14 protein-coding genes are annotated in these 17,001 nt (G+C 73.3%); 12 read left to right on the forward strand and 2 right to left on the reverse strand.

Annotation, left to right across the window (positions count from 1 at the left end):
* Nucleotides 1–122: 122 nt before the first annotated feature.
* Together AB0G13_RS24990 and AB0G13_RS24995 are read right to left on the reverse strand one after the other, a co-directional pair.
* Entirely contained in the window at nt 123–1,142 is a 1,020-nt protein-coding gene (locus AB0G13_RS24990; RefSeq protein WP_357878671.1) for a TAXI family TRAP transporter solute-binding subunit, read from the reverse strand.
* Nucleotides 1,139–3,301 carry a TRAP transporter fused permease subunit gene (locus AB0G13_RS24995; protein ID WP_357878674.1) on the reverse strand — a complete coding sequence of 721 codons (2,163 nt, stop codon included), beginning with the start codon at nt 3,299–3,301 and terminating at the stop codon, nt 1,139–1,141. The genes AB0G13_RS24990 and AB0G13_RS24995 overlap by 4 nt, the downstream gene beginning before the upstream one ends.
* A 478-nt stretch (nt 3,302–3,779) precedes the next feature.
* Between AB0G13_RS24995 and AB0G13_RS25000 the strand changes: the two genes are divergently transcribed.
* The 12 genes from AB0G13_RS25000 to AB0G13_RS25055 all read left to right on the forward strand — a co-directional run.
* Nucleotides 3,780–4,712, forward strand: a complete 933-nt coding sequence (locus AB0G13_RS25000) for an ABC transporter ATP-binding protein (RefSeq protein ID WP_357878677.1) — start codon at nt 3,780–3,782, stop codon at nt 4,710–4,712.
* A 156-nt stretch (nt 4,713–4,868) separates the two neighbouring features.
* The gene (locus tag AB0G13_RS25005) at nt 4,869–5,411 is read left to right on the forward strand and encodes a hypothetical protein (RefSeq protein ID WP_357878680.1); all 543 of its coding nucleotides are present in this window, start codon (nt 4,869–4,871) and stop codon (nt 5,409–5,411) included.
* A 123-nt stretch (nt 5,412–5,534) separates the two neighbouring features.
* Nucleotides 5,535–6,335 carry an ABC transporter permease gene (locus tag AB0G13_RS25010; RefSeq protein ID WP_357878710.1) on the forward strand — a complete coding sequence of 267 codons (801 nt, stop codon included), beginning with the start codon at nt 5,535–5,537 and terminating at the stop codon, nt 6,333–6,335.
* Nucleotides 6,336–6,345: 10 nt separating this feature from the next.
* Entirely contained in the window at nt 6,346–7,155 is an 810-nt protein-coding gene (locus tag AB0G13_RS25015) for an ABC transporter permease (protein ID WP_357878683.1), read from the forward strand.
* A 66-nt stretch (nt 7,156–7,221) separates the two neighbouring features.
* Complete coding sequence (locus AB0G13_RS25020; RefSeq protein ID WP_357878686.1) at nt 7,222–8,340, forward strand: YihY/virulence factor BrkB family protein; 1,119 nt, start codon at nt 7,222–7,224, stop codon at nt 8,338–8,340.
* A gap of 318 nt (nt 8,341–8,658) precedes the next feature.
* Nucleotides 8,659–9,837 carry an ROK family protein gene (locus AB0G13_RS25025; RefSeq protein ID WP_357878689.1) on the forward strand — a complete coding sequence of 393 codons (1,179 nt, stop codon included), beginning with the start codon at nt 8,659–8,661 and terminating at the stop codon, nt 9,835–9,837.
* Between the two features lie 178 nt (nt 9,838–10,015).
* Complete coding sequence (locus AB0G13_RS25030) at nt 10,016–11,527, forward strand: sugar ABC transporter ATP-binding protein (RefSeq protein ID WP_357878713.1); 1,512 nt, start codon at nt 10,016–10,018, stop codon at nt 11,525–11,527.
* Entirely contained in the window at nt 11,524–12,648 is a 1,125-nt protein-coding gene (locus AB0G13_RS25035) for an ABC transporter permease (protein WP_357878692.1), read from the forward strand. The genes AB0G13_RS25030 and AB0G13_RS25035 overlap by 4 nt, the downstream gene beginning before the upstream one ends.
* A 122-nt stretch (nt 12,649–12,770) precedes the next feature.
* Complete coding sequence (locus AB0G13_RS25040) at nt 12,771–13,826, forward strand: substrate-binding domain-containing protein (protein ID WP_357878695.1); 1,056 nt, start codon at nt 12,771–12,773, stop codon at nt 13,824–13,826.
* A 20-nt stretch (nt 13,827–13,846) separates the two neighbouring features.
* Nucleotides 13,847–15,085 carry a Gfo/Idh/MocA family oxidoreductase gene (locus AB0G13_RS25045; protein WP_357878698.1) on the forward strand — a complete coding sequence of 413 codons (1,239 nt, stop codon included), beginning with the start codon at nt 13,847–13,849 and terminating at the stop codon, nt 15,083–15,085.
* Between the two features lie 486 nt (nt 15,086–15,571).
* Nucleotides 15,572–16,732: an inositol-3-phosphate synthase gene (locus AB0G13_RS25050; protein WP_357878701.1), complete on the forward strand. Its 1,161-nt coding sequence runs from the start codon at nt 15,572–15,574 to the stop codon at nt 16,730–16,732.
* Nucleotides 16,716–17,001: UbiA family prenyltransferase (locus tag AB0G13_RS25055; protein ID WP_357878704.1), on the forward strand; the 286-nt coding region annotated here is incomplete at its 3' end. The genes AB0G13_RS25050 and AB0G13_RS25055, both read left to right, overlap by 17 nt.

Here is a 17,001-nt window from a genome sequence, read left to right on the forward strand (position 1 = left end):
GGGGGGGGGGGGGGGGGGGCCGGCCGGCGGGGGGGGGGGGGGGCCCCCCCCCCGGGGCCGGGGGGGGGGGGGGGGGGGGGCGGGCGGGTCCGGGCGGGAGGCCCGGACCCGGCACCGAGGGGTCAGCTCGCGCCGAGGTCCTGCAACGCCTTGGCCGCGCCCCGGTGCAGCGGTACGGGGTCGGTCTTGCGGGCGTTGTCCAGGCTGATGCCCTTGGCGGCCGGGTTGGCCTGGGCCAGGGCGTCCTTCTTGTCGAACACCGTCCGGGTGATCGCGCAGGCCACGTTCGCGTTGAGGTCCTTGCGGACCAGCAGCACGTTCGGCACCACGATGGTCGGGGTGTCCGCGGCGGTCTTGTAGACGTCCGCGCCGATGGTCCCGGCCTGGTACGCCGGGTTGATCTCGGTCATCTTGGGCAGCAGCGGGGTGATGTCGATGAACTTCACCTTGTCCCCGGCGGTGGTGAACAGGTCGGTCAGGCCGCCCGTGGGCACCCCACCCGACCAGAAGAGCCCGTCGACGCTGCCGTCCTTGACACCCTCGACGGACTTGGTCAGGTCGAGCCGCTGCGCCTGGACGTCCTTGGCCGGGTCGAGGCCGGCGGCCTCCATCAGCCGGTTGGCGATGACCTCGGTGCCGGACTTGGGCGAGCCGGTGGAGATCTTCTTGCCCTTCATGTCGGCGACCGAGTTGATCCCCGAGTCGGCCCGGACGACGACCTGCGTGTAGTTGTCGTAGATCCGGGCGAGCGCCTCGACCGGCTGCGGGGCCGTGAAGGTGCCCTTGCCCTGCACCGCGTTCACCGCCGTGTCGAACAGGGAGAAGGCGACGTCGTACTGGCCGCCGACGAGCTGCTCGATGTTCTGCACCGAGGCGCCGGTCTCGGCGGCGGTGCCGGTCAGCTTGCCCTCGGTCGCCCCGGAGAGCTGACCGGCCAGGGCGTTGCCGACCACGTAGTAGACGCCGGTGGCGTTGCCGGTGGCGATGCCGACCCGGGTGCTGTCGGTGACCTTGCAGGTGATCTCACTGGCGGCGTCGTCCTTGGTCGCGCCGCCCTGACGGCCCCCGCACCCGGCGGCGCCCGCCGCGACGAGGGCCAGCGCACCAACCCCCGCGGCGATCCGCACGTTGATCCGTCTCACTGTTTTTCCTCCCCATGGTTCACCTGTACTGCTGACGGCCCGCCGGTCCGGCCGGCGGATCCGCGTCTGACGAGCACACCCGCCACCATGACGGCGGCCAGGACGGCGCCGATCGTGACGGGCACGGGTTCGAGCCAGAGCAGCGTCAACCCGGCGAGAGCGCCGAGGATCCGCTCCGGCGTGCCGGCCGGGCCGACGCCGGGCAGCCAGCCGCCCGCCGCCACCGCCAGCACGGCGACGCTGAGGGCGGCGACCGTCCCGGCGACCGCTATCCGCTGCGCGCCCCCGATGCCGAGCAGCCCGAGGCCGGTCGGGGTGACCACGAAGGCGAGCGGGATGAGGTAGGCCGGCAGGGCGTACCGCAGGGTCTGCCACATGGTCGGCACCAGCCGGCCGCCGGTCACCGCGGCGGCGGCCACCGCGGCGAGCGCGGTCGGCGGGGACGCCTCGGACAGGACCGCGAAGTAGAAGACGAACATCGCCGCGGCGGGCGCGGTGACGCCCAGGTCCAGCAGGGCCGGGCCGATGATCACCCAGCCGATCACGAACGACGCGGTGACCGGCACGGCCAGCCCGAGCAGGGTGAGGGCGACGGCGGCGAGCAGCGCGGTGAGCGCCAGCACCACGGCCGGCTCGGAGCTGACGGCCTGTGCCCCGCTGACCAGCAGCGCCGCCGCCTGGGGTCCGAGGCCGGTCTTGGTGGTGGTGGCGGTGATGATGCCCGCGGCGGCGCAGACCGCGCTCACAGCGAGCACCCCGCGCACCCCGGCGCTCAGCGCGGCGAGCAGGCGGGCCGGGGTGAGCCGGTGCCGACGGTCGAGGAAGGACAGCGCGGCGGCCAGGACAGTGGCCAGCACCACGGCCTTCGTCGCGGAGAAGCCGACGGCCAACAGCCCGACGATCGCGAAGAGCGAGAGGAAGTGGTAGCCGAAGCGGGCCAGCAGCCGGCCGGCGGAGGCCGTCTCGATCACCACCGGCCGCACGCCCGAGCGCCGGGCGTCGATCTCGACCGCGAGGAGGATGCCGAGGTAGTAGAGCACCGTCGGGACGGTCGCCCAGCCGAGCACCTGGAGGTAGGACACGCCGAGGTACTCGGCGATGATGAAGGCCGCCGCGCCGAGGGTGGGCGGGGAGAGGATCGCCCCGACGCCGGCCGCGGCGAGCATGCCACCCGCCCGCTCCGGCGGGTAGCCGGCCCGCCGCAGGACCGGCCAGGTGACCGCGCCGATGCTGACGGTCGTCGCCGCGCCGGACCCGGAGACGGTGCCGAGCAGGAAACCGGAGGCGACGGCGGTGCGTCCGGCGGCCGTCCGCGAGCGCCGGAAGGCGGCGGCCGACAGCTCCACGAAGAACCGGCCGGCGCCGGAGAGGTCCAGCACCGCGCCGTAGATGGTGAAGAGCACGATGTACGTCGCCGCGACGTCGAGCGGGGTGCCGTAGAAGCCGCTGTCGGAGTTGTAGAGGCTGTCGATGATCTGTCCGAAGTCGAGGCCCGCGTGGGCCACCGGCCAGGACTGGGGCAGCAGCCCGCCGTAGTAGCCGTAGCCGAGGAAGACCACGCAGACCGCCGGCAGGATCCATCCGGTGGTGCGGCGGCACGCCTCCAGCAGCAGGAGCAGCAGGACGGTGCCCATCGCCACGTCCAGGCCGACCAGCAGGCCCTGCCGGTCGAGGAAGGCGTCGTACCCGCCGCCGCCCGCACCGAGGCCGACGGGCAGCACCGGGTAGAGGCAGCTGACCAGCGCCGCGCCGGCCAGGACCCAGTCGGGCAGGGTGGGGCCCCGGTGCCCGGAGCGGTCCGTCGGCGTGGCGTCGGTCGGCCCGTCCGCGTCCGTGCGGCGCGGTCGCCGGGGCAGGCGCAGATCCGCCGGGTACGCCAGGAAGACCATCGGCAGGATGCCGGCCAGGAAGATGATCAGGTAGAACTTGCTCCCCTGCGGCAGCGGGGCGAACACCTGCCAGAGGGCGAGCAACGCGATCGCCAACGTCGTTCCGGTGACCAGAACGCCGATCGGCCCGGACAGTTGCCGCCCGGGCTTTTCGTCCTCGAACTGCGCGGCGAGATCCCGTGCATCGGTCGTGGCGCCGGTGGGATCGGAGCGGTCGTCCGTCTCGGGCGGCAGCGGGACCGGACCGTCGTCCAGGGACCCGGTGCCCATGGTGGACGGCTGCTGGGGGGACTCGCCGGAAGAACGCACTGGTGGCACGAGGGGGCACGATACGCGAATAACATACCCGGCGGAATATTGCTGATCATGATTGCAGCCAGTGATTAAATGGACTCCCGATTACGCAGAGAGACCACAATTGAGTCCGGATATGTCGCCGGGCGGAGTTCGTAATTGGTAAGAATGCGGCAAGCCGGGAGCGGGTTCCATCCGATCCGTCCACTCTGGTCCCGTAGCGGCGTACGCCCGGCCTCGCGGCGCGCCGCCGTCGCCGCGCCGTCGCCGCCGCACCGGGCGATCACACAGCGTAGTTTTCGTCGCTCTCCGTCGCCGGATGGGGCCTGACCAGGGCACCTACGCCCCCTACCGCCCGACCCCACTCCTGTCGCCCGGCCCCACCCCTACCGCCCGGCGAGGGAGCCGGCCGGATCCGACGGGACGTGTCGGAACCGGAGGTTATGGTCGGGCGGTGACCATGGCCCCACCACTCATCCAGGCGCGGGCGCTGGTGAAGCGGTTCGGCGACTTCACCGCCGTCGACGGCATCGACGTCGAGGTGCGTGCCGGCGAGGCGTTCGGCTTCCTCGGGCCCAACGGCGCCGGCAAGTCCTCGACCATGCGGATGGTCGGGTGCACCTCCCCGCCCAGCGGGGGCGAGCTGCGCATCCTCGGCATGGATCCGGTCCGCGACGGGCCGGCGATCCGGGCCCGCCTCGGCGTCTGCCCCCAGCTCGACAACCTCGATCCCGAGCTGACCGTCCGGGAGAACCTCACCACCTACGCGCGCTACTTCGGCATCTCCCGCCGGGTGGCCCGCGAGCGGGCCGCCGAGCTGCTCGACTTCGTCCAGCTCACCGAGCGGGCCGACAGCCTGGTCGAGCCCCTCTCCGGCGGCATGAAGCGGCGGCTGACCATCGCCCGCGCGCTGGTCAACGAGCCCGAGATCGTCCTGCTCGACGAGCCGACGACCGGCCTCGACCCGCAGGCCCGGCACCTGGTGTGGGAGCGGCTGTTCCGGCTCAAGCAGCAGGGCGTCACGCTGGTCCTCACCACGCACTACATGGACGAGGCGGAGCAGCTCTGCGACCGACTGGTCGTGATGGACGGCGGGCGGATCGTCGCCGAGGGCTCGCCCCGCGCGCTGATCGACCGGCACTCCACCCGGGAGGTGGTGGAGCTGCGGTTCGCCGCCGAGTCGCAGGAGGCGTTCGCCGGCAAGCTCGACGGCCTGGGGGAGCGGGTCGAGGTGCTGCCCGACCGGATCCTGCTCTACGTGTCCGACGGCGACGCGGCGGTGGCCGAGGTCGGCGCGCGCGGGCTGAGCCCGGCCAACGTGCTGGTCCGGCGCAGCAGCCTGGAGGACGTCTTCCTCCACCTCACCGGCCGCACCCTGGTCGACTGACCGGGCGGGCGCGTCCGTCGCACGGCCACCGCAGCACCTGCGGCGCGGGCCCGGCACCCCGCCACGCTGGTCGGCGGGGTGCGACGGCGATGGCCGTTCCGTAGCATCGGCGGGCCGGTGGCGCCTTGGCCGCCCGGCGACACACCCGGGGGTGTCATGTCGAGGTTGGAGTTCCAGTCGCGTCACCAGGCCGGCCTCGCCGCGCTCTACCTGGGCGTCTTCGCGACGATCTGGTTCAGCGTGCCGGCCGCCGACCAGCCGCTGCGCGCCCTGCTGGTGGTCGCGAGCGGCGCGGCGCTGGTTACGGCGGTGACCGGAGCCGTCGTGGTGGCGCGCAGCCGGGGCGCCGGGCACGCCGGCCGGGACCGCGCCGCCGACCGTCGCTACCTGCTGGTCGTTCTCGCCGAGTTCGCCGCCGCCGGGCTCGGCGCCGCCGTGCTCGCCCTCGCCGGGTGGTCCGAGTTCGTCCCGGTGCTGGTCTGCGCCGTGGTGGGGCTGCACTTCTTCCCCCTCGTCCCGGTGCTGGGCGACCCGCTGCTGTGGCCGCTCGGGGTGGCGATGTGCGTCGTCGCCCTGGCCGGGCTGGTCACCGCGCTCGCCTCGGCGGTGTCGGCGGGGCTCGTCGTGGGCACCGGCGCGGGGCTGCTGCTGCTCGGCTACGCGGTGCTGGCGCTGGTCCGCGCGTTCCGGCGGCGCTGACCCGGCCCCGGACGTGAAAGCGGACGACAGGCCGGCCGGGCGCCGTAGGGTGGCCGCGGCTGTCGTACCGGCGGGATAGGAAGTCGTGGTGGACGCGGAGCGAGGCGGGGTGGTCGCGTGAGCGTGACGGAGTCGGCGCGGGAGCGGGCCCGGCCGCCGCTGCCCCGGGTGCCCGCCCTGGCGGTGCTGGCCCACCATCTGGCCGGCTACCGGCGCACCTGGCGGGGCGGGTTCTTCTCGTCGTTCCTGCTGCCGGTGCTGACCGTGCTGGGGTTCGGCGTCGGCGTCGGCGGCTACGTCGACCAGGGCGTCGGCGGGGTGCGTTACCTGGACTGGATCGTGCCCGGCCTGATCGCGTCGACCGCCGTGCAGGTGGCGATCGGCGAGTCGACGTGGCCGGTGTTCAGCAAGTTCCAGTGGATCAAGACCTACTTCGCGCAGAGCGCGGCGCCGCTGCGGGTGGTTGACATCCTCACCGGCCACCTCGCGTTCGTGCTGTTCCGGGTGCTGTGCAGCACGGCGGCGTTCCTGCTGGTGACGACCCTGTTCGGCGCGGTGCGCTCGCCGTGGGCGCTGGCCACGCTCCCGGTGGTGGTGCTGCTCGGCCTGGCCGTCGCGGCGCCGACCTTCGCGTACGCGTCGGTGGTGTCGAGCGACAGCTGGCTGGCGATGCTGCTCCGCTTCGCGGTGATCCCGATGAGCCTGTTCGCCGGGGTCTTCTTCCCGGTGGAGTCGCTGCCCGGGGCGCTGCGCTGGCTGGCCTACGCGACGCCGCTGTGGCACGCCGTCGACCTGTGCCGGGCGGCGACGCTCGGTGTCGCTCCGCAGTGGTCGGTCCTCGGCCACCTGCTCTATCTCGCGGCCTGGTCGGTCGCCGGCTGGCTGCTGGCCCGCCGCGCGTTCCGCCGCAGGCTCGTCGTCTAGGAGGGGTGCCGTGGTCGCTCTCGTCCTGCCCCGGCTGGTGAACGTCGCCGCCGTGTCCCGCCGATCGGTCTCGGTGGCCGAGCGCAACGTCGCGGCCCTGAAGCCCGTCTACTGGCTGCTGCTCGCCTCCGGCATCGTCGAGCCGCTGCTCTACCTGTTCTCGATCGGTGTCGGGGTGGGCGCGCTGATCGGCGACCTCACGCTGCCCGGCGGCGAGGTCGTCGCCTACGCGGCGTTCGTCGCGCCCGCCATGCTCGCGTCGTCGGCGATGTCCGGCGCGCTGGCCGAGACGACCTTCAACTTCTACGGCAAGTTGAAGTACATGAAGCTGTACGACGGGGTGATCGCCACCCCGGTGCAGCCGTTCGAGATCGCACTGGGGGAGCTGGGCTGGGCGATGCTGCGGGGCAGCGCCTACTCGGCCGCGTTCCTCGTGGTGATGGTGGCGATGGACCTGACCACCGCCGCGCGGGCGCTGGTCGCCCTCCCGGCGGCCGTGCTGGTCGGCTTCGCCTTCGGCGCGCTGGGAATGGCGATCTCGACCCTCATGCGCAGTTGGCACGACTTCGATCTGATGGCTTCCGCCCAGTTCACCCTCTTCCTCTTCTCCGGCACGTTCGTGCCCGCCCAGGACTACCCCGCCGTGCTGCGTTGGCTGGTCGAGGCGACCCCGCTCTACCGGGCGGTGCACCTCGTCCGCGGCATCTCGACGGGCACGGTCGGCGGGGAGTGGGTGCTCGACGTGCTCTACCTGCTCACGGTGATGACCGTGGGGCTGCTGGTCGCCTCGCGCCGGATGGGCAGGTTGCTCTACGGGTAGGGGTTAACCGTCGCCGCTGCCGGGGCATGTCGAGGGGGACGACACGCCGAGCACGAGGGAGGGGCGATGGCCTCCGACCAGTCTTCCGCCCGCAGCGGGCGCGACCGCGACGATTCCGGGGCGGTGGCCGCCGGCCGGGTGGGCGACCGCCGGACGGGCCACGCCGACCGGGGGGCCGACCCCGCGCGTGCCGAGCGGCACCGCCCGGGTCGCGGCCCGGTCGGGCCCGACGAGGGCCCCGACAGCCCGGCCGAGCTGCCGGGCGCCGGCTGGAAGGCCGCGCTGCGCCGCACGGTGCGGGAGTTCCAGGACGACAGCCTGACCGACTGGGCGGCGGCGCTGACGTACTACGGGGTGCTCTCCATCTTCCCCGGCCTGCTGGTGCTGGTCTCGATCCTCGGCCTGCTCGGCCCGGGTGCGACGCAGGGCGTCAAGGACACCGTCAACCAGGCGGTCCCGCAGGGGGAGATCCGGCAGATCGTCGAGGGGGCGATCGACCAGGCGCAGCAGAGCGGCGGCTTCGCCGGCTTCGCCGCGATCCTCGGTCTGCTGGCCGCGTTCTGGTCGGCGTCGGGTTACATCGCCGCGTTCATGCGCGCCTCCAACACCATCTACGACGTGCCGGAGGGGCGCCCGATCTGGAAGACGCTGCCGATCCGGGTCGGGGTGACCGCGGTGATCGGCGTGATGCTGCTGGCCAGCGCGGTGATCGTGGTCTTCACCGGCGGCCTCGCCGAGCAGGTCGGGGAGGCGATCGGGCTGGGCTCCACGGCGGTGACCGTGTGGAACATCGCCAAGTGGCCGGTGCTGCTGCTCCTGGTCAGCCTGATGTTCGCGATCCTCTACTGGGCGTCGCCGAACGCGCGGCACGGCGGGTTCCGCTGGGTCAGCCCCGGCGGGGTGCTGGCCGTGGTGATCTGGCTGGTGATCTCGGGCCTGTTCGCGCTCTACGTCAGCAACTTCGGCTCGTACAACAAGACGTACGGGGCACTCGCCGGCGTGATCGTCTTCCTGATCTGGCTGTGGCTGAGCAACATCGCGATCCTCCTCGGCGCGGAGTTCGACGCCGAGTTGGAGCGCAGCCGCGCCATCGAGGCGGGCCACTCCCCGGACGAGGAGCCGTACGTCGAACTGCGCGACGACCGCAAGCTCAAGAAGAAGCGCAACGCCGCCAACCGCCGCTGACCTCCAGCCGCCCCGCCATCTCCGCCGCCCCGCCACCCTCCCCGGTGGCGGGGCGGCGTGCTGCCCACCCCGCGATGGTGCCTGTGGCTCTGCTTCCTGCCCGGACACGCGCCCCCGCCAGGGCGGGTGCGGGATCGCGGCGGCCCGCGGCGGCGGCGGGCTTTTCTTGATCCGCCCGAGGCTTTTGCTCGAACGGACAAAAGTTTGCGTCAGATCGGCCGAAGCTCTGGACATGTGACTCGGAACACTCCTACTGTGTCGGGCACGACACCTCGGCATTACGTCGATGTGAACGAGCCCCGCGAAGAGGTGAGTCCGGTGCGGTCCGTCGATCCCCTGCACGTACGGCTGCTGCGGCTGCTCCGTGACGAGGGGGCCGTGTCCCGGGCCGAGCTGGGCGACCGGCTGCAGATGCCCCGCCCCCGGCTGCTGGCGGAGCTGGAACGGCTCGTCGGCCTCGGCTACGTCGCCGAGGCGGGGCTGGCCGCCTCCCGGGGCGGTCGCCGCTCCACCCTGGTCGAGCTGAGCCCGCACCTGCGCTTCGCCGCCGTCGACCTCGGCGCCAGCTCCATCGACGTCGAGGTGGTCAACGGCCGGCTGGAGCCGGTCGCCGCGTACGCCGAGCCGGCCGACATCCGCACCGGCCCGAAGGTGATCCTCCAGCGGGTCAACGAGCTGCTGCACAAGGCGCGGGTGGACGGCGCATACGAGCGGCTCGACGCCGTCGGCATCGGGGTGCCCGGCCCGGTCAGCTTCCGCGACGGCGTGCCGGTCTCCCCGCCGATCATGCCGGGCTGGGACCGGTTCCCGGTGCGCGAGCTGCTCACCCGCGAGCACGGCTGCCCGGCGGTGGTCGACAACGACGTCAACATCATGGCGATCGGGGAGCGGCACGGCGGGGTTGCCCACTCCGTGGACGACTTCCTCTTCGTGAAGATCGGTACCGGAATAGGGTGCGGGATCTACCTCAGCGGCGAGGTCTACCGGGGCACCGACGGCTGCGCCGGGGACATCGGCCACATCCAGGTCGACGCGCACGGTCCGATGTGCTCCTGCGGCAACGTCGGCTGCCTGGAGGCGCTGTTCAGCGGGGCCGCGCTGGCCAAGGACGCGACCGCCGCCGCACGCAGCGGGGTGTCGCCCGCGCTGGCCGAACGGCTCGCCGCGCGCGGCGCGGTGACCGCCCTCGACGTCGCCGGAGGTGCCGTCGAGGGGGACGTGGCCTGCATCCAGCTGATCCGCGACGGGGGTCGGCGGGTCGGTGGAGTCCTGGCCGGGCTGGTCAGCTTCACCAACCCGTCGATGATCGTGATCGGCGGGGGGCTCGCCCAGCTCGGGCACATCCTCCTCGCCGAGATCCGCAGCGTGGTCTACCGCCGGTCGCTGCCGCTGGCCACCGGCAACCTTCCCGTCGTCCTCTCCGAACTCGGCCCGCGGGCCGGCGTGGCCGGCGCGGCCGTGCTCGCCAGCGACGTCGCCTTCGGGGAGGCGTCGTGAGCGCGAGGAGTGAGCCGGGTCTGCGAGCCCCGCAGTCGCGAACGAAGAAGGCGCCGTGACCGAGCGCGAGGAGGAGACCGTGGCCCGAACCGAGGAGCCGCCCGCCGCCGGGCCGGCGGAGGTCGTTTCCGCCGGCGCCCCGCTGGTCGGGGCGCCCGCCGACGCCGTCGCGGGCGAGGTGGTGCTGCGCCTCACCGACGTGGTCAAGACCTTCCCGGGCGTACGGGCCCTGGACGGGGTGCAGCTGGAGGTGCGCGCCGGCGAGGTGCACTGCCTGCTCGGGCAGAACGGCGCCGGCAAGTCCACCCTGATCAAGGTGCTGGCCGGGGTGCACCGGCCCGACTCGGGGCTCCTCGAGTGGCGGGGCGAGCCGGCCACCTTCGCCAACCCGCAGGCCGCCATGCGCGCCGGCATCGCCACCATCTACCAGGAACTCGACCTGGTCGAGGACCTCTCGGTCGCGGAGAACGCCTTCCTCGGTCACGAGCCGCGCCGGCTCGGCTTCGTCCGGCGGGGCGCCATGGCCCGGCGTACCCGGCAGATCCTCGGCCGGCTCGGCCACGCCGAGATCCCGCCCGGGCGGATGGTGCGCGCGCTGCCCGCCGCGGGCAAGCAGATCGTCAGCATGGCCCGCGCGCTCTCCCACGAGGCCCGGCTGATCATCATGGACGAGCCGAGCGCCGTGCTGGCCCACGACGAGGTCGGCAACCTGTTCCGGATCATCCGGGAGCTGACCGCGCAGGGCATCGCCGTCATCTACATCTCGCACCGGCTGGAGGAGATCCGCGAGATCGGCGACCGGGTCACCGTACTCAAGGACGGCCGGACCACCGCGGCGAACCTGTCGGCCCGCGACACCCCGACCCGCGATCTGGTCAGCCGGATGACCGGCCGCACCATCGAGTACGTCTTCCCGGACCGCCCGGCCGGCGCGGCCGACGGCGCGGAACTGCTCACGGTGGAGGGGCTGACCCGGGCCGGCGAGTTCGCCGACGTCTCGCTCAGGGTCCGGGCCGGCGAGATCGTCGGCATCGCCGGACTGGTCGGCTCGGGCCGCTCCGAGCTGCTGGAGACCATCTACGGCGCGCGCCGCGCCGAGGCCGGCTCGGTGCGGATGGCCGGCCGGGCGCTGCGTCCCGGCAACGTCGGCGCGGCGGTGCGGGCGGGCATGGGGATGGCCCCCGAGGAGCGCAAGAGCCAGGCGCTGCTGCTGGGCGAGCCGATCTACCGCAACGTGACCCTGGCGACCTTCGCCCGCTACGCCCGCGCCGGGTTCACCGACGTCGGGCGGGAGCGGGCCGAGGCGGACCGGATCGCCGAGAGCCTGGAGCTGCGCCCCCGCGACGTCCGCCGGCCGGTGCGCACCCTCTCCGGCGGCAACCAGCAGAAGGTGGTGGTCGGCCGCTGGCTGCTCGGCGACACCCGGCTGCTGCTGCTCGACGAGCCGACCCGGGGCGTCGACGTCGGCGCCCGGGCGGAGCTCTACCAGGTGATCCGGGGGCTGGCCGCACGCGGCGTCGGGGTGCTGCTGGTCTCCAGCGAGGTCCCCGAGGTGCTCGGCCTGGCCGACCGGGTGCTGGTGATGCGGGAGGGGCGGGTCGTCCGCGAGGCCTCGGCCGGCGAACTCGACGAGAACACCGTGCTCGACCTCGTCATGGCGGGGTCCCTGATGGAAGGCGCACCCGCATGACCGAAGGTCCTACTCCCACCGCCGCGCCGGAGCGGGCGGCGCAGCTGCCGGCACAGTCGCCGCCGGTGGATCCAGGGGAGACCGCCGGGGCGGTCCACAAGGTGGCGACCCCGGGCCGGATCTCCTGGTGGCGGGGCGACGGCGGCGAGGGCGCCCGCCGCAACCTCGGCCTGCTCGGCGTCCTGGCCGTGCTCGTCGTGATCGGCGCCCTCACCCGCTCCGACCTGTACTCCGACCCGGACTGGGTGTGGGACAACGTCCTGAGCATCCTCAAGCTGGCGGCCGTGGTCGGCGTGGTCACCGTCGGGATGACCTTCGTGATCATCGGCGGCGGCATCGACCTCTCGGTCGGCGCGATCGTCGCGCTGGCCGGCGTCTGGTGCACCACGGTCGCCACCCAGAGCTACGGCGCCGGCGGCATGATCTTCAGCGCGCTCACCGTCGGGCTGGCGGTCGGCCTGGTCAACGGGCTGCTCATCTCGTACGGCCGGCTGGTGCCGTTCATCGCCACCCTGGCCATGCTGGTGGCCGCCCGGGGCCTGGCCGCCGAGATCTCCGACAAGCAGACCCAGGTCTCGGACAACGCCTTCATCAACGGCCTCGCCAGCAACAGCCTGCTCGGCATCCCGCTGCTGGTCTACATCCTGGCCGCCGTGGTCGCCGCCGGCTGGGTGCTGCTCAACCGCACCACCTTCGGCCGGCGTACGGTCGCCGTCGGCGGCAACCCGGAGGCCGCCCGGCTCGCCGGCATCAACGTCCGGCGGCACACCGTGCTGCTCTACGCGCTCTCCGGCCTCTGCTGCGGGATCGCCGCCATCATGCTCACCGCCCAGGCCAACTCGGCGCAGGCGGCGATGGCGAACCTCTACGAGCTGGACGCGATCGCCGCCGCGATCATCGGCGGCACGCTGCTCAGCGGCGGGCGGGGCACCATCATCGGTTCCCTGCTCGGGGTGGTCATCTTCGCCACCATCACCAACCTCTTCGCCATCAACGGCCTCTCCACGGAGGCCCAGAACATGGTCAAGGGCGGCATCATCGTCGCCGCCGTCCTGGTCCAGCAGGTCCAGTTCCGCAGCCTCACCCAGTTCCTGCGCCGCAACCGGCTCACCACCACCTGACCCGCACCGCACCGACCCGCGCGGCATCCGGGCCACCCGAGTGACGGTGGCCGGGCCCCGCACGCCCTCTCCCGTACCGCACCGCGAGATTTCCTCCACCACCGTCAACCCAGGAGGTCGTCATGACCCAGCACAGTCGCGACATGTCGCGCCGCCGACTGCTCTTCGGCGGGGCCGCCGTCGGCGCCGGCGTGCTGCTCGCCGGCTGCACCAGCAACGAAGCCCAGCCGACCGAGGCGCAGACCAAGGCGGCAGCCGCGCCGGGCGGCAACAGCGAGCCCGGCAAGCGGGTCGTCATCGGCTTCTCCGCGCCGGCCGCGGACCACGGCTGGATCGCCGCCATCACCAACAACGCCAAGGCGCAGGCCGGGGCGTACTCCGACGTGGAGTTCAAGTCGGTCGAGGCCGGCGCGGACGCGGCGGCCCAGCGGGCGGCGCTGTCCACGCTGATCTCGCAGAAGCCGGACGTGATCGTGCTGCTGCCGCACGACGGCAAGGAGCTCAACGCGTTCGGCCTGGAGGCGATGAAGGCCGGCGTCCCGGTGGTCAACCTGGACCGGGCCTTCCCCGACGCGCGGGCCTACCGGCTCCAGATCAAGGGCGACAACTACGGCATGGGCGTGGCCGCCGCCACCTACATGATCGAGCAGTTCAAGGCCAAGGGCATCAGCAACCCGGTGATCGGCGAGATCGCCGGCATGGACGAGCTGGAGCTGACCCAGGAGCGGTCGAAGGGCTTCGTCGACACCCTGACGGCGAGCGGTTTCAAGGTCGCCAACCGCCGGGCGGCCCGGTTCACGGCCGACTCGGGGCAGCAGGAGGCGGCGCAGCTGCTCCAGGCCCTGCCGAAGATCGACGCGCTCTGGAACCACGACGACGACCAGGGCATCGGCGTGCTGGCCGCGGTCAACCAGAGCGGCCGCAAGGAGTTCTTCATGGTCGGCGGCGCCGGCTCGAAGAAGGCCATGGAGGACATCCAGGCGGACAACACGGTGCTCAAGGCGACCGTGACCTACAGCCCCTCGATGGCCTCCTCGGCCATCTCCCTGGCCCGGCTGATCGGCCAGGGCAAGGGCATGTCCGACCTGGTGGAACTCCAGGTACCCAAGGAGATCATCCTCGCCTCCGAGACGATCACCAAGGAGAACGCGGGCAACTACCTCAAGCTCGGGTTCTGACACACGGGGGGAGACCCACCTTGTCCACGACAGACAGAGAACTGCGGGTCGGCATGGTCGGCTACGCGTTCATGGGCGCCGCGCACTCGCAGGCGTGGCGCACCGTGAACCGGGTGTTCGACCTGCCGACGCGGGCCCGGATGTCGCTGGTCTGCGGCCGGGACGCCGGGAAGGTGGCCGACGCCGCCGACCGGCTCGGCTGGGACGCGTACACGACCGACTGGCGCGACCTGGTCGCCTCCGACGACATCGACGTGGTCGACGTCTGCACGCCCGGGGACAGCCACGCCGAGATCGCCCTCGCCGCGCTGGCCGCCGGCAAGCACGTGCTGTGCGAGAAGCCGTTGGCCAACACGATCTCCGAGGCCCGGGCGATGGCCGCCGCGGCGGTCACCGCGCAGGCCGCCGGGGTGCGGTCGATGTGCGGGTTCAACTACCGACGGGTGCCGGCGGTCGCGATGATGCGCCAGCTCGTCGCCGACGGGCGGCTCGGGGTGATCCGGCACGTCCGGGCGACGTACCTGCAGGACTGGATCGTGGACCCGCAGTTCCCCCTGGTCTGGCGGTTGCAGCGGGACCGGGCCGGCTCCGGCGCGCTCGGCGACATCGGCGCGCACATCATCGACCTGACCCAGTACGTCACCGGCCAACGGATCACCGGGGTCAGCGCGATCACCGAGACGTTCGTCAAGGAACGGCCGCTGCCGGCCGGGTCGAACGGGCTGGCGGCGACGGTGGACGGGACGGCGCCGGCGGTGGACGGCGCCGACGGTCACCGTCCGGCCACCGGGCTGGTCACCGTCGACGACGCGGCGGTCTTCGTGGCCCGGCTCGACGGCGGCGCGCTGGCCACGTACGAGGCGAGCCGGTTCGCCACGGGGCGCAAGAACGCCCTCCGGGTGGAGATCAACGGCTCGCTGGGCACGGTGGCCTTCGACCTGGAGCGCCTCAACGAGCTGGAGTTCTACGACGCGACGAAACCGGCCGCCGAGCAGGGTTTCACCCGCATCCTGGTGACCGAGGGGGAGCATCCGTACATGTCCGCCTGGTGGCCGCCCGGCCACCTCATCGGCTACGAGCACTCCTTCACCCACCAGGCGCGCGACTTCATCGAGGCGGTCGCCACCGGCGTCGACCCGGCTCCCTCCTTCGTCGACGGGTTGCAGGTCCAGCTGGTGCTGGACGCGGTGACCCGGTCGGCGGAGCTCGGCTCCTCGTGGACCGAGGTGGAGCCGGCCCTGGCCACGGTCGCCGCCTGAGTCGACTCCGGCGCCGACCGGCGAGGGCCCGGCCGCGGTTGCGCCCCGCGGCCGGGACGAGGTCGGGACCGGAGGACGTGCTCACCGGGCCGGCGTGGCCCGGTGACGCACGAGCAGGACGGTCGTCCGGTGCGGCCGGACCGGGATTCCCCGGTCGCACCGGAGGACCGTCACCACCCGGCGGCCCCGCCGGGCCGCGTCACCCCACGACGTCCGGTCGGTGCGCGCCGTCGTCCCGGCCGGCGGATGCGGGGGAGGCAGGGACGAGACGCCGACCGGCCCTGCCTGCCAGCCCCGTCCGTCCGCGCCCGCATCGGGAACCGGGCCGGGGTCGTCGCCGCCGACGTCGACACCGGACCGGTGGGCTCCTCCCGGGGCGGCCGGCGGACGGGGCCCATCCGCACAGATCCATATCTTTCTGAACAAACTTCTGATATTCATATAACTCAATGCACGGCTGGTTCCTCCTGAGCGGGAAGGAGCACCATGCGTACGGGTGTCTGGTTGGTGGGAGCGCGCGGCTCGGTCGCGACCACCAGCATCGTGGGGGCGCTCGCCCTGCGGTCCGGGCTCACCGGCCCGACCGGCTGCGTCACCGAGCTGCCCGACCTGCGCGGGCCCGCCCTGCCGGCCTTCACCGACCTGGCCTTCGGCGGGCACGACGTCGTCACCACCCCGCTGGCGAAACGAGCCGAGGCCCTGGCCGCCGCCGGGGTGCTGCCCGCCCGGCTGGTCGCCGCCCTCACCGACGAACTGGCCGCCGTCGAACGCGAGCTGCGCCCGGCCCCCGCCGGCGGCACCCAGGCGGACCGGGCCGCCGCGACCGTACGCGACCTCGCCGACTTCCGCCGCCGGCACCGGCTGGACCGGGTGGTGGTGGTCAACGTCTCGGCCACCGAACCGGCCGCCCGCCCGCATCCCGGGCACGCCGACCCGGACGCGCTGCGGGCCGCGCTCGCCGGCGGCGACGAGGTGCTGCCGCCCAGCTCCCTCTACGCGTACGCGGCGGTGCGGGCGGGTTGCCCGTACGTCGACTTCACCCCGTCCACCGGGCTGCGGCTGCCGGCCCTGACGGCGCTGGCCGCCGAGGGCGGGATCCCGTACGCCGGGCACGACGGCAAGACGGGGGAGACCCTGGTCAAGTCCGTGCTCGCCCCGATGTTCGCGATGCGGCACCTCGCCGTGCGCTCCTGGTCCGGGATCAACCTGCTCGGCGGCGGCGACGGCGCCACCCTCGCCGACCCGGCGGCCAACTCGGCCAAGACGGAGAGCAAGCAGCGGGTGCTCGGCGAGACCCTCGGCCACCTGCCGCAGGGCGGCACACGGATCGAGTACGTCGAGGCGCTGGGCGACTTCAAGACCGCCTGGGACCTGATCACCTTCGACGGGTTCCTCGGCACCGGGATGCGGATGGAGTTCACCTGGCAAGGCTGCGACTCCGCCCTGGCCGCGCCCCTCGTGCTCGACCTGGCCCGGCTCACCGCCGCCGCGCACGCCGCCGGCCACGCCGGCCCCCTGACCGACCTCGCCTTCTTCTTCAAGGACCCGCTCGGCACGCCCACCCACTCGCTGGCCGACCAGTGGACCCGGCTGTGCGGCCTCACCCGCCGCCTGCACGCGGGAGGCACCGATGCCGCGCCTCGCTGACCTCGCCGAACTCGTCCGGGCGCCCGCCGCGCTGTCGGTGCCCGGGGACGTCGTCGCCGGGGCGGCGGCCGCCGGGGCGCTCGGCCGGCGTACGCCCGCGTTGGCCGCCGCGTCCGTCCTGCTCTACTGGGCGGGGATGGCCGCCAACGACTGGGCCGACCGCCGGCTGGACGCCGTGGAGCGCCCCGAGCGGCCCATCCCCAGCGGCCGGGTGGCCCCCGGGGCCGCGCTCGGCCTCGCCGCCGGGCTCACCGCCGCCGGGGTCGCGC

The sequence above is a fragment of the Micromonospora sp. NPDC023633 genome (assembly GCF_040640035.1).
Lineage (GTDB): Bacteria > Actinomycetota > Actinomycetes > Mycobacteriales > Micromonosporaceae > Micromonospora.

Excerpts from the sequence above, each read along its gene's own strand:
- AB0G13_RS24995 (WP_357878674.1), bottom strand. The coding sequence starts at position 3,301 with ATGGGCACCGGGTCCCTGGACGACGGTCCGGTCCCGCTGCCGCCCGAG.
- AB0G13_RS25005 (WP_357878680.1), top strand. The coding sequence starts at position 4,869 with ATGTCGAGGTTGGAGTTCCAGTCGCGTCACCAGGCCGGCCTCGCCGCG.
- AB0G13_RS25040 (WP_357878695.1), top strand. The coding sequence starts at position 12,771 with ATGACCCAGCACAGTCGCGACATGTCGCGCCGCCGACTGCTCTTCGGC.
- AB0G13_RS25050 (WP_357878701.1), top strand. The coding sequence starts at position 15,572 with ATGCGTACGGGTGTCTGGTTGGTGGGAGCGCGCGGCTCGGTCGCGACC.
- AB0G13_RS25020 (WP_357878686.1), top strand. The coding sequence starts at position 7,222 with ATGGCCTCCGACCAGTCTTCCGCCCGCAGCGGGCGCGACCGCGACGAT.
- AB0G13_RS25035 (WP_357878692.1), top strand. The coding sequence starts at position 11,524 with ATGACCGAAGGTCCTACTCCCACCGCCGCGCCGGAGCGGGCGGCGCAG.